This window comes from Mucilaginibacter jinjuensis, assembly GCF_028596025.1.
In the GTDB taxonomy this organism is placed as follows: Bacteria; Bacteroidota; Bacteroidia; order Sphingobacteriales; family Sphingobacteriaceae; genus Mucilaginibacter; species Mucilaginibacter jinjuensis.
Map to the genome: position 1 here is coordinate 2760181 of NZ_CP117167.1, position 13588 is coordinate 2773768.

The 13588-nt window shown below is 42.6% G+C and carries 12 protein-coding genes; 6 read left to right on the top strand and 6 right to left on the bottom strand.

Translation table 11 applies throughout. The annotated features are described in order from the left end of the window. Positions 1-3 precede the first annotated feature (3 nt). The 5 genes from PQO05_RS12500 to PQO05_RS12520 form a co-directional block, all read right to left on the bottom strand. Positions 4-783, bottom strand: coding sequence for a glycerophosphoryl diester phosphodiesterase membrane domain-containing protein (locus tag PQO05_RS12500; protein WP_273633252.1), 780 nt, complete (start codon positions 781-783; stop codon positions 4-6). 5 nt (positions 784-788) lie between these two features. Continuing rightward, a complete protein-coding gene (locus PQO05_RS12505; protein ID WP_273633253.1) occupies positions 789-1760 on the bottom strand; it encodes a glycosyltransferase family 2 protein in 972 nt (323 codons plus the stop codon). An 86-nt stretch (positions 1761-1846) separates the two neighbouring features. Further along, positions 1847-2797 carry a glycosyltransferase family 2 protein gene (locus PQO05_RS12510; RefSeq protein WP_273633254.1) on the bottom strand — a complete coding sequence of 317 codons (951 nt, stop codon included), beginning with the start codon at positions 2795-2797 and terminating at the stop codon, positions 1847-1849. Positions 2798-3229: 432 nt separating this feature from the next. Beyond that, on the bottom strand, positions 3230-4282 hold the full coding sequence (locus PQO05_RS12515; protein ID WP_273633255.1) for an NAD-dependent epimerase: 1053 nt from the start codon (positions 4280-4282) through the stop codon (positions 3230-3232). Between the two features lie 698 nt (positions 4283-4980). Then, on the bottom strand, positions 4981-6474 hold the full coding sequence (locus tag PQO05_RS12520; RefSeq protein WP_273633256.1) for a malate:quinone oxidoreductase: 1494 nt from the start codon (positions 6472-6474) through the stop codon (positions 4981-4983). Positions 6475-7092: 618 nt separating this feature from the next. On the opposite strand from PQO05_RS12520, the gene PQO05_RS12525 reads away from it, so the two are divergent. Continuing rightward, complete coding sequence (locus PQO05_RS12525; RefSeq protein WP_273633257.1) at positions 7093-7623, top strand: hypothetical protein; 531 nt, start codon at positions 7093-7095, stop codon at positions 7621-7623. Positions 7624-7665: 42 nt separating this feature from the next. After that, positions 7666-9099, top strand: coding sequence for a phytoene desaturase family protein (locus tag PQO05_RS12530; protein ID WP_273633258.1), 1434 nt, complete (start codon positions 7666-7668; stop codon positions 9097-9099). On the opposite strand, the gene PQO05_RS12535 is transcribed toward PQO05_RS12530, so the two are convergent. Next, complete coding sequence (locus tag PQO05_RS12535; protein ID WP_273633259.1) at positions 9086-9232, bottom strand: hypothetical protein; 147 nt, start codon at positions 9230-9232, stop codon at positions 9086-9088. The two genes, PQO05_RS12530 and PQO05_RS12535, sit on opposite strands and share 14 nt — an antisense overlap. Positions 9233-9387: 155 nt before the next feature. On the opposite strand from PQO05_RS12535, the gene PQO05_RS12540 reads away from it, so the two are divergent. The 4 genes from PQO05_RS12540 to PQO05_RS12555 all read left to right on the top strand — a co-directional run bounded on the left by PQO05_RS12540 (position 9388) and on the right by PQO05_RS12555 (position 13585). Further along, positions 9388-10239, top strand: coding sequence for a ThuA domain-containing protein (locus tag PQO05_RS12540; RefSeq protein WP_273633260.1), 852 nt, complete (start codon positions 9388-9390; stop codon positions 10237-10239). A gap of 12 nt (positions 10240-10251) precedes the next feature. After that, positions 10252-10932 carry an NAD-dependent epimerase/dehydratase family protein gene (locus PQO05_RS12545; protein ID WP_273633261.1) on the top strand — a complete coding sequence of 227 codons (681 nt, stop codon included), beginning with the start codon at positions 10252-10254 and terminating at the stop codon, positions 10930-10932. Positions 10933-11023: 91 nt separating this feature from the next. Continuing rightward, entirely contained in the window at positions 11024-12115 is a 1092-nt protein-coding gene (locus PQO05_RS12550; protein WP_273633262.1) for a PAS domain S-box protein, read from the top strand. 90 nt (positions 12116-12205) lie between these two features. Further along, on the top strand, positions 12206-13585 hold the full coding sequence (locus PQO05_RS12555; RefSeq protein ID WP_273633263.1) for a 3-keto-disaccharide hydrolase: 1380 nt from the start codon (positions 12206-12208) through the stop codon (positions 13583-13585). Positions 13586-13588 lie beyond the last annotated feature (3 nt).

Genomic DNA, 13588 nt, shown 5'->3' on the forward strand with positions numbered 1-13588 from the left:
TGCTTAAATAGTTTCGGTAACGTCGTCGTCAACATCCAGGTGGCTGTAAACCAGTTTGCGGTAAGTAGCCATAATCATTACCTGCACAAATGGGAATGAGATGGCAAACCAGCAGATGCCCGCAATTTTGAAGGCGTAATCCTTGCTCGGGCTGTTTTCGTCAACAAATACGGTGATAATACCGTTGATTACCAGTAACAACAGTGCAATAAAGAAAAGCACGATGAAGATCATCCCGATGATTTTGAGCACGTTATTGCGGGTAATGCTGAAGCTTTGTTTTAGGCATTCGGCAGCGCCAGAGTCGTCGTCAACAATAAAGCAAAGGCAAAATATAGAGCGGATAAGCAGGTAGCCTACGCCGAGCATTTCGAGCTTATCGAGTATACTGATGAGCATTTCATATTCTTTAAACCGAAGATTTATAAATATGACAGTACCAATTACAATGGTATAAGCCAAACCGATTAAAACGCAATTGAATGCCATTTTTAGGGATGGGATAATATCGCTGAAATCAAAATCGTAATACTCCTTATCCATTAAGGTTAGTATCAGTTTATAGAAACTAAGTACTAAGTACGATTGGATGAGCATCATAAACAGCACAAAAGTTACCTGGCTGTAGGCATTATCGTAAACAAAAATAAAGCTCGTTACAAAACTGATAGCCCAATAGCATGCCAGTGACATTATTGAGTATACAATAAGTGAGATATAATTCTTTTTAATAATGTTCCATGCAGATTTTATGGTATCTGCAATAGAGAAAGGATGATACATACCTATTATGACTGTTTAAATATTACGCGCTTCCAAAAATCCTGTATAAATCCTAACCCGTAAGCGGTTAACTGTATAAAGGCAGCTATTATGCTCAAAAATGCAACTTTTGCCGATTTGTTTTTACTCCAGGCGTGAAAAAATATTAACAAAATTAACACAGCCAAAAAAATATTGCACAGTAGTGCAATTGGCCATGCTAAAATGTTGGTAATTAATGTAAAGCCTAATAAAAGCGTAAAAGCCGCCGGGAAAAAGTGAACCGCTTTTAAGCTGCCCGGAAAGAACTTATAAATATTGATACGAGCCCTGCCGAAGAAATGTAACTGCATGTAAAACTGGTAAAAACTGGTGCGGCGTTTATGATAAACCTTAGCATCGGGTATCAGCCCAATTTTAAAGCCCATACCGTGGATGCGGATGCTGTACTCAATATCCTCGCCCAAACGGGTGATGATAAAACCGCCTGCTTTTTCCCATACCTGTCGCGAAATACCCATGTTAAAACTGCGCGGGTGAAACTGCCCTCCAATTGCCTTTTTATTACCACGGATACCACCTGTTGTAAAAGGCGAAGTCATGGAATAGCTGATGGCTTTTTGGATAGGAGTGAATGAAGGATGTGCATCATCTGGCCCGCCATAAGCATCGAGCCAGCTGGTTTGCAGGCTGTTGTTTACGATCTCCAGGTAATCGGCAGGGATGAGGCAATCTGAATCGAATATCACGAAGTAATCACCCTGCGCACGCTCGAAACCAAAGTTACGGGCAAAACCCTGGCCTGCATTAGGTTTAACAAAATAGCGGATGTTTAATTGATCTTTAAAGTTCTCAACTATCGCGGCAGCATCTTTGGTAGAACCATCCTCAATTACCAGAACCTCAAACTGCTTATAGGTTTGCAATACCAAAGTTTCCAGCAGTTCTTTAATTTCCTGCGGGCGATTGTAGAGCGGTATGATGATGGAAAACTTCAATGTGTTAATTTGTCGATTTGATAATTTGTTAATGAGATTATAGATGCATAATAATTGACAAATTGCCGAATTATCAAATTGCCAAATTAAACTGTTTCTTCAATCTGGTAATTGTTACGATCATTAGAGCTGCGGGCAACCATTTCTGAAACAAAACCAGTTAAAAAAAGTTGCGAACCCAATATAATAGCTACCAGCGCGATGTAGAAAAGGGGATTATCTGTGGCATCGCGATATTTTTCGTTGTGTGCAATGTGGTAAAGCTTTTCACTAATGATCCAGACTGTGATAATTAAACCAGCCAAAAAACTCAATGTGCCCATTGCGCCAAACAAGTGCATAGGGCGTTTGCCAAATTTACCTACAAAGAGGATAGAAAGCAGATCTAAAAAACCGTTTACAAAGCGGCTCATACCAAATTTGGTGGTGCCATATTTACGGGCGCGGTGCTCAACTACCTGTTCGCCAATTTTGGTGAAGCCGGCCCACTTAGCCAGTACAGGAATATAGCGGTGCATTTCGCCGTATATCTCAATGTTTTTTACCACCGTTTTTCGGTAGGCTTTTAAACCGCAGTTAAAATCGTGCAGGTTATCAATGCCCGATGCCTTGCGGGTTGCAGCATTAAAAAGTTTGGTAGGGATGGTTTTGCTCAGCGGGTCATATCGCTTGGCTTTCCAGCCCGATATCAGATCAAATTTTTCTTCAACAATACGGCGGTACAGTTCCGGGATCTCATCGGGGCTATCCTGTAAATCGGCATCCATAGTAATTACCACGTTACCTCGCACGGCCTCGAAGCCGGTATTTAACGCGGCAGATTTACCGTAGTTCCTTCTGAACTTAATGCCCCTGATGGCGGGATTAGCTTGATTTAACTCGCAGATCAGTTCCCACGAACCGTCTTTGCTACCATCGTCAACCAGTATGATCTCGTAACTGAAATTATTTTCGGCCATTACACGGCTTATCCATGCGGTTAGCTCGGGTAACGATTCAACCTCGTTGTATAAAGGTACTACTACAGATATATCCATTTATTGTATGACGTGCAGCAACCACGAAAATTGCACTGGGTTATGAATTTCGCAGATGTATAGTTTCTGCAAAAATATAAAAAAGCTTGGTTGTTTCTTATCGGTTCATTAGTTCATTGGGCATTAGTCATTGATGCATTGAGGATGCTGTCAAAACAGCGCCAGCGAAAATGTGAAAATAAGGTTTGAACTTAGCAGAGCTCATTTGAGATAATAATCAGAATGAGTGTACTGATAATTTGGTCGGTAGAAATGGAAAGGAAGTTATGTAGTCATTGCGGTAACAAAAAACACCGTCATTGCGAGTATGAACTTTGTCATGCTGAGCTCCGTCGAAGCACCGATATACGTCGAAGCACCGATATACAGAGTCGCTCTGTAAAGTTCGCGATTGCTTCGTACCTCGCAATGACAAGGTTGGAATAAAACTCTCTAAACCGAATAAAACTCTTTAAACCACTTCACAAACTCCTTAATACCGGTTTGTATATCAGTTTTAGGATGATAGTGGAAATCGTTTTCCAGGTCGCTCATATCAGCATCGGTTGATATTACATCGCCTGGCTGCATTGGAAGCATATTTTTGATCGCTTTTTTACCTACTGCATTTTCAATAGCCTCAATAAAATTAAGCAACTTAACAGGAGACGAATTACCGATATTATACAACTGGTAAGGTGCACTTGATGTAGCCGGATCAGGGTTTTTGTTATCCCAGTTAGGGTTAGGTGTGGCTGGTTTATTAATCACGCGGATCACGCCTTCCACAATATCATCAACATAAGTAAAATCACGTTGCATTTCGCCGTTATTGTACACGTTGATGGGCTTGCCTTTGATGATAGCATCGGCAAAACTGAAGTAAGCCATATCAGGACGTCCCCAGGGGCCGTATACCGTAAAGAAACGCAGACCGGTAGTTGGGATATTATACAGATGGCTATAACTGTGCGCCATCATCTCATTACTTTTTTTGCTGGCTGCATACAAGCTCACCGGGTGATCTGCACCCTGATGTACCGAGAATGGCGTATTTGCATTTAAACCATAAACGCTGGAGCTGCTGGCAAAAACCAAATGTTTAACCTGCACACTGCGGCAACCCTCTAAAATGCTAAGGAAACCCGAAAGGTTACTCAAAGCATAATCGTAAGGGTTGGTGATCGAATAACGTACACCTGCCTGCGCAGCCAAATGGCATACCACATCGAATTGATGTATTTCGAAAAGTTCTTTGACTTTATTTTTATCCGAGATATCGATTTTTATAAAGCTGTAATTAGGGTAGATAGCGCTTTGGATAGGTGCACTGCTGGTAAGCAGTTTAATATCAATACCACTTGCTTTTAGCCGGCCGTATTTAAGGTTAACATCGTAGTAATCGTTAATATTATCAACGCCAATTACCTCGTGCCCTAATGCTGCCAAACGCTGGGCTACAAAAAAGCCGATAAATCCTGCTGTACCTGTAACTAAGATCTTCATAAATTATAATAAGCAAAGGTAATTTTATTTCGGAATTATGCGTGCGCTTTGCTTGTGGAGGTTAACGGAGGGGAAGCGTGGTTTATTGCTTTTTTTGATTGTTTGTGCTATAGTGAATGTTAGCCCCGCTCAATCGCCGCGGGTTGGGCTATTACTTTTTAGCCAAAAAGTAATCAAAAGGCTCATCGGCAAGAGGCTTCTTTACGCACGAGGCCATGCCGCACAAGCAGCCAGAACAACATCCCGATAGCTATCGGGACGGGATCTTTTGCCCCACTTGCGTTCGCACCTGGCTTCACCCTTCTGCAAAACCTCCAATGCCTCTTTCCTGCACACAAGGCCACCATTGTTCTGTCCGCTTTTGGCCGAAGCTGTTTGCCCATGGGAAAAGAGAAGCAAGAATTGAGAGATAAGAAACAAGGAATAAGATGGGAGCTATGAACAAAAGAACCCTCAATACCCTAATAATTGTGGCATCTTAATTTTCGGATAGCACAAAACCTGCCTCAGCACATCCATTAATAGAAAATTGAGCAGCCACGACTTTTCTTTTGGTTACTTTTCTTTTGAGAGAAAAGTAAAGTGACATCCACTGACGATTAATATATTACACTACCATTCCTAATGAAAACGGATTGTGCCTTATGTAATGATAGGAGTAATAGGTCTGAGATTGCTTCGTACCTCGCAATTACGCGTTATACTAATTTCAAAACCTTACTCGTCCTCTCTCTAGTAGCATTAGCCAATTCAGCATTTTTAGATAATGACTGGCCATAAGATGGGATCATTGTCTTCAGCTTGGCTTGCCAATCCGATGTTTGGGCTTGGGCTTTGAAGCAACGTTCAATCAGTTGGATCATAATAGGTACGGAGGTAGAAGCACCTGGCGAAGCACCCAGCAATGCAGCTATGCTACCATCGGCAGCGGTAACTACTTCGGTACCAAATTCGAGCACACCACCGCGGCGTGGGTCTTTTTTGATTACCTGCACACGCTGGCCGGCAATTTCCAGGTCCCAGTCTTCAGACTTGGCGTTGGGGTAGTAGTCGCGAAGCGCGGTTAAACGATCTTCCTGCGATTGTAAAACCTGGCTGATCAAATAACGGGTAAGCGGGATATTATCGATACCAGCTGCCAACAGCGGGCGAATATTGTTTAATTTGATAGAAGTAAAAAGATCTAATAGCGATCCTTTTTTCAGGAAACGGGTTGAGAAACCAGCGTAGGGCCCAAATAACAGAGCTTTAGTTCCGTTAATCATCCGGGTATCCAGGTGAGGTACAGACATTGGCGGCGAACCTACCGATGCCTTGCCGTATACTTTAGCCTGGTGGCGTTTAATAATAGTTTGATCTTTACAAACCAGCCATTGCCCGCTTACCGGGAAACCACCGAAGCCTTTGCTTTCTGGTATGCCCGATTTTTGCAGCAGGTGCAATGCGCCGCCACCCGCACCAACAAATACAAATTTGGTGGTTATTTTGCGGCTGCCACCGTTTGCAAGGTCTTTAACTTTAACTACCCAATTGCTGCCTTTACGTTTAATATCGGTAACATCGTGCTGCAGGTGCATGTTTACACCGGTTTGCAGTTTCAAATAATTGAATAAGCTGTTGGTTAATGAGCCAAAGTTAACATCGGTACCCAAATCCATTTTAGTGGCTGATACCTTTTCGTTAGGGTCGCGGCCTTCCATTACCAGGGGAACCCATTGTTGCAGTAGGGCTTTATCCTCACTGTATTCCATGCCTTTAAACAAGTGGTTCTTGGTTAAGGCTTCATGGCGTTTTTTAAGATAATCAACATTTTCATCGCCCCAAACAAAACTCATGTGCGGTACGGTGCTGATGAAAGACTCGGCAGATTTTATCAAACCGTTCTCAACCAAATACGACCAAAATTCTTTCGAGATCTCAAACTGGTCGGCAATTTTAATCGCCTTCGAAATATCAACCGTTCCGTCCTGAAGCTGTGGCGTATAATTTAATTCGCAAAAAGCAGAGTGACCTGTACCTGCGTTATTCATCGCGTCCGAACTTTCGGCAGCAATAACGTCCAACCGTTCAAAAATTTCGATGGTAAGGTCGGGTTGCAGGGTTTTAAGCATAGCGCCTAAAGTTGCGCTCATGATGCCTGCACCAATTAATACTACGTCAGCTTCTTGTTTTATAGATGTTTGGGTACTCATTTTATATTTGAACGTTGCATGTACATTCAATCGGTTTGCATAATTAATAAAATATTTGCAGAGCTGATGCAATAGATTGCAATTTTACAATAATGTTGCTTAAATTTTTTTAAAGGAATGTTTAATACCAAAAACCGGATTAGTCGGCTAATGTTTCTGTGTGGACTGATTTATGATCTTTAAATGATTATAGGTATTAGGCTTGCGGCACATGTATTTAGTACATTGTAGAGGCACAATATTTTGTGTCTTTCTAATAAAGTTATTCCTCTCTAAAATTAGTAAAGCAATCACAGTGCAACTATCAATGGTTGTTCCCGCTCTTCGTTCCAAATCCTCGCTTTACCGCATCACGAGCCCAACACACGCTGTGGTTTTTACACTGCGATCGGGTTTATTGATGAACGACGCTGCATGCGGTTAGAATTTTACAAGCTTTTTTTACTTCCCCTCTTGAGAGGGGCCGCGATGGATAGTGCGAGTGCAGGGGTGTGTCATCTGCGATAAAAAATATAAAGAAGCCCACAAACCTGCACACCTCTTGAGACGGGAATCGCACAATCCATCACAATCTCACAACACAATTTTTATCCCCGTATGTATAATCATAAACCAATAATGATGAAGAACATACATAGCTTTACCTTACTATTATTTGCAGCAGCGGTGGTTGCAAGTTGCGGTAATAACCCCAAACCCATATCAAAAAATATTACCAAAACCACGGTAACAGTTAATGATAAAAAAGACAGCGTAATTAATAACCCACAGAAAAATTACGGAACGGCAACCATATCCGATCCCTGTACCAAACTATTGCTGCAAAACATACAGGCCAGCGATCATTTTAAAAGCCTTACAGCAGGTAAGCCGGCTGCCAGTATTTCGTACACCATTAATTGGGTAAAAGCTGCAGAACCTAAAATGCGGAGCAATGGCGGTAAAATAACCAACGGTATTGAGGTTGCTGTGAACGAGAAGAAGGATAAAACCAAAAGCAAGATTGGCTCCTATATTTATAATAACGAAGACGCTAAATTGTATAATGCAAACAAGGCCGGCCAATATGATGTGTTAGATAAAGTTGATTCGGCGGCGCTGAAGCAAATCCGCAACGGTTGTTATTGGGGTGTGGCATCACACAACTAAATGCCGATTTGCTATATTAGCCGCTTAATAAACCTTAACTAATTGACCAAGCGCGATTATGATGCCGTTGTAGTTGGCTCGGGGCCAAACGGGCTTGCTGCTGCTATTACTATGCAACAGGCAGGGCTATCTGTTTTGTTGATAGAAGCCAAGGATACCATAGGCGGCGGCCTGCGCACAGCCGAATTAACCTTGCCCGGTTTTAAGCATGATGTATGTTCGGCTATTCATCCGCTGGCGGTAAGTTCTCCCTTTTTTAAAAATTTGCCGTTAAAAAAGTATGGTCTGGAGTTTATTTATTCGCCCAATGCAGCTGCGCATCCGTTTGATGATAGTGCGGCCGCTGTTCTGCAAAATTCATTACTGGCTACAGCCACAGGTTTGGGGGCTGATGCATCGGCTTACCAAAAATTAATACAACCACTTTTAACATCCTGGCCGGATATTTTGCCCGATGTTCTGGCTCCATTACAATGGCCGGCTCATCCGTTAAAGATGGCTGGTTTCGGTATAAAAGCGTTGCGTTCTGCCGAAAGTATCGCGAAGCAATATTTTGAGACGGAGGAAGCTAAAGCGTTATGGGCTGGGATGGCTGCACACGGTATGCAACCACTCCATAAACCGGTAACGGCTGCTATAGCGTTGGTTTTATTATTAGCTGCACACTATAAAGGCTGGCCCATACCCAAAGGGGGCTCGCAACAAATTGCAGATGCCCTGGCTGCACATTTTATAGCACTAGGAGGGAAAATTGAGACCGGTACAATGGTTACTTCGCTTCAGCAATTACCATCGAGCCATGCAGTATTGTTTGATGTTGGTCCGCGGCAATTGCTACAGATAGCGGGACATAGTTTCTCATCAATTTACAAATGGCAACTGGAACGCTACAAATATGGCATGGGCGTTTATAAGGTAGATTGGGCACTGGCCGAGCCAATCCCTTTTACTGCCGAAGCCTGCCGCCAGGCAGGTACAGTACATATTGGTGGTACTTATGCCGAAGTTGCAGCAAGTGAACAAGCCGCATGGGAAGGACGAATCAGCGATAAGCCTTTTGTTTTGCTGGCACAACAAAGTTTATTTGATGATACCCGTGCACCAGAAGGCAAACACTCAGCCTGGGGCTATTGCCATGTACCAAACGCATCGACTGTTGACATGACTAATGTTATCGAAAAACAGGTAGAACGTTTTGCTCCTGGTTTTCGCGAACGAATTATTGGCAGGCATACCATGGATTCGAAACAGATGGAAACCTATAACCCCAATTATTTTGGCGGCGATATAAATGGAGGAATTCAAAATATAACACAATTATTTACTCGTCCGGCCTTAAGATTTTCGCCTTATCGTACCTCAGCCAGGGGGCTGTACATCTGTTCTGCATCAACCCCGCCGGGTGGTGGTGTACATGGTATGTGTGGCTACCATGCAGCTAAGCGTGCGCTGAAAGATGTTTTTAAGCTTTCTTAGTGCCCCTGGTAGATTGGCGCATCTTTTCTTCCGCTTTTTTTACTTCGTCTTTTTCGCTCAAGGGCAAATCGGTCTCAATTTTGGTTTTGCTTTTAGCATTAGCAGGTTTACTCTTATTTAATTCAGTTTTCATTGGTTTGGTCTCCTTATAAATAGTAACTGCTGATGTAGGCATTTGTTTACTAAAAGAGATCCTATTGTAAGATTTTGCCGAGCGCAAACTTGTTTGTTTTACTGAAAAATAACTTAGCTTTATCCCAATCAATAACCTAACAATCTACAATCAATATGTTAAACAATCCATCTAAGGCCTTAATCAGGCTGGCTGTGCTTTGTATCGCGCTATTTTTACCCGTTGTGCTTTTTGCTCAAAATAGTAAACCAAAGTTTAGGGTAATTGCGTTTTATACCGCTAAAAATGATCAGGCGCATATCAGTTTTGTACATGAAGCCAATAAGTGGTTTCCGCAGATGGCCGAAAAGTATAAGTTTGCCTACGACTCTACCAGTAACTGGAGCAACCTTAACGCCGAATATTTATCGCATTACCAGGTGGTACTATTTTTAGATACCCGCCCTGATGATCCCGCCCAACGTGAGGCTTTTCAGAAATATATGGAGAACGGTGGCGGCTGGATGGGCTTCCATTTTTCGGCCTTTGCATTAACGCCATCTACCTATCCGCAAAATTGGGATTGGTATCATAACGAGTTTTTGGGATCGGGCCAGTACGGGAGCAATACCTGGCGGCCAACTTCGGCTATTTTACGGGTTGAAGATAAAGATCACCCGGTTACTAAAAATACGCCGCATACCTTTAAGGCGTCACCCAATGAGTGGTACCGCTGGGAAAAAGATCTTCGCCAGAATCCCAACATCCGCATTTTGCTGGCTATTGATTCGGCAAGCTTTCCGTTAGGAACAGGCCCTAAACAAAGCGAAATATGGCATAGTGGATATTATCCGGTAGTGTGGACTAACAAAAACTACAAAATGGTGTATTTTAACATGGGGCACAACGATATTGATTACGAACATCATACTAACAAAGATCTTTCGCATACCTTTGATAGCCCCGAAGAAAGTAAATTAATACTTGATGCCCTGTTTTGGGTGGGTACGGGTAAGAAAGTAAAATAGCTTAAAGCGTATATGGCAAAAAATACAGAGCATAAAATAAGGGCAATAATTACCGGCACAACCGGTATGGTAGGCGAGGGGGTATTGCACGAATGTTTGCAGCATCCACAGGTAGAAGAAGTGTTGATTATTAACCGCAAACCGCTTGGCCTCATTCATCCCAAGTTAAAGGAAATTATCCATGCCGATTTTTATGACCTATCACCTATAGCCCATGAGTTGGTGGGCTATAATGCCTGTTACTTTTGCCTCGGTGTAACTTCGGTGGGCAAAAAAGAACCTGAATATTTTAAGCTTACCTATACACTCACCATGCACCTGGCCGAAATTTTAAGTAAAACCGGTTATGATATGACATTCTGCTATGTATCTGGTGGAGGTACCGATAGTACCGAAAAAGGTAGCAGCATGTGGGCACGTGTAAAAGGTAAAACCGAAAATGATTTGATGAAACTACCCTTTAAACAGGTATTTGCATTCAGGCCCGGCTTTATTAAACCTACACCAGGCTTAAAAAATGCGCATGCCTTTTATAAGTATATCAATTGGTTATACCCAATTGGGAGGGCGATTTTTCCCAATGGATTCTGTACACTGAAGGAATTGGGATTAGCAATGATTAATGTTACTGCCGATGGTTATGACAAGCAAATTATCGACTCGAAAGACATTCACCTGCTTGGCGCTGAATGATTTTTAATTTTTTAATGTAACTTATGTAACAATTTAAACATTTGGCACAAAAATTAACTCCGGGTACACTTTATTTACGTATACATACTTAATGCCTGTGCCACAAAGCGATAAATTATTAACCGCAACCCGGTTCTTAGACCTCACTGTTGATAAAGAAAGTGAGCTAAAAGAACTTGCTGATCTGGCAACGTCGTTATTTTCGGTACCGTTTGCAATGATCCGTATTGCTGGGTATGATAAGCAGATCACTAATAAAAAATTTCCGCGCAAGGCCCATAAACAGATTGTTGATGATCCACTATACCAGCATCTCATCAGGCAGGATAAAAATCTGATCATTGAAAATATTGATACCGGGAAGTTCTCTAAATACCAGCCCTTTATCATCCAAAAGCATAAAATAAAATTTTATGCCAGTGTCCCCCTCATTACGCACGACGGCCATTACGCGGGTAATATATTGCTGATGGACCATCATCCGCAAAAATTAACCAAGGGACAAAAACAGGTAATTAAAATACTGGTAAAACGTATTTTGCATCTTATCGAATTTGATTACAGCCTGCGGGTTATTAAAGCACAGCACCATACTGCTAAGGAAACCGAAATTAAGCTGCGGTCGTTTTTCGAGAGTTCGGCTTCCTGCCATTTACTGATCGGGAAGGAGCTGGAGGTAATTGTGTTTAACCGTAACATGGCCGAGTTTATTGAACGGCATCATCATGTTACCCTTTATCCTGGCATAACTGTCGACAAAATTTTGCACGAGGCTTACCTGGAGGATTTTATACAGGATTATGAAAAGGCCTTGAGCGGCATACCTGTTAAATACGAGCGGGAAGTTGAGTATGCCGAAAAAACAATCTGGTGGTATGTAACTTTTGAGCCTGGCTACAACAATGCAGGCGAAATTGTCGGTATATCATACAATGCCACAGATATTACCGAGCGTAAGCACAATGAGAAAAAAATACTGGAGCAAAACAGTTCGTTAAGCACTATTGCACATATCCAATCGCACGAATTACGAAGGCCGGTAGCTTCTATCCTCGGTTTTATGCACTTGTTTAAATACGTGGGCTATAAAGCAACCAAACACGAACTTGTGATGATGGAAAAAGCCGTTAACGAGCTGGATGATAAGATTAAAGAGATTGTTGAAATCTCTACCAGGAGGTAAGCAGATCGCGCCTGCAACAAACTATTTACACAACACTTTTGAGGTTTCTTTATTGTTAAAGTATTACTACTTTTAGCAAAACCTTTACTTATGAGAAGAAACCAATTTGTAAGGTTGGCCGCCCTGCTAACTTTACTTTCAATGGCGAAGCCCTGCGCTTTGCTTGCCCAAACAGCCAATAACTGGCATAATTTATTTGATGGTAAAACCCTGAAAGGTTGGAAACGTGTAGCCGGCACCGCAACCTATAAGGTAGCCAATGGCGCTATTGTAGGTACAACGGTAGCCAACTCTGGCAATACATTTCTGGTAACCGAGAAGGAGTATAACGATTTTGTTCTGGAGCTTGATGTTAAGGTGGATAACGCCACCAGTAATTCGGGCATCCAAACGCGCAGCCATTTTAATACTCCTGGGCACGCTAACCGGGTTTATGGCAGGCAGGTAGAGATTGATCCGTCTGACCGGGCATGGTCGGGTGGTATTTATGACGAAGCCCGCCGCGATTGGCTTTACCCACTCGACCTGCACCCAGAAGCTAAAACTGCCTTTAAGCTGGGCGAGTATAATCACATTAAAATAGAATGCATCGGCAACGAAACCAAAACCTGGGTTAATAATATCCCTGTGGCTTATGTGGTTGATACGGTAGATTATAAAGGCTTTATTGGCCTGCAGGTACATGCCGTAAGCAAGCCAGAAGAAGCCGGCAAAAATGTTTATTTCAAGAACATCAAGATCCAAACTACCAATCTTAAACCTGCGGCTTTTCCGGCAGGTATCTATGTGGTTAACTATGTGCCCAATCACTTAAACAGTTATGAAGAAAAAAATGGCTGGAACCTGTTGTTCGATGGCAAAACCTCACAAGGCTGGGTAAGTGGTAAGGGCGATGCATTCCCGGCCAAGGGCTGGACAGTTAACGATGGCACCATGACCGTGCTATCCTCAGAAGGCAAAGAATCGCAAAACGGCGGCGATATTGTAACCCCGAAAGAATATGCAGCCTTTGATCTATCGTTCGAATTTAAACTCACGCCCGGTGCCAACAGTGGCGTAAAATACTTTGTAACCCTTGCAGAGAAAACTGATGGCTCTAATATTGGCCTCGAGTACCAGGTACTGGATGATGAGCTGCATCCCGATGCCAAGCTTGGCCGCAATGGCGACCGCACGTTGGCTTCGCTATATGATCTTTTCCCGGCCAATAAACAAAAGCGTTTTATCCGTCCGATTGGTGCCTGGAATAATGGCCGCATTGTAGTTTACCCCGATAACCGCGTGGTACACTATTTAAACGGCGTTAAAGTCTTAGAGTATCTACGCGGCTCACAGGAGTTTTTGGATGCTGTTAAGATTAGCAAGTATGTGGTATGGCCTAACTTCGGTATGGCGCCAAAAGGGCATTTGCTGTTGCAGGATCATGGCAACCAAGTATCGTTTCGCAGTATTAAAATTAAAGAATTGTAAGCT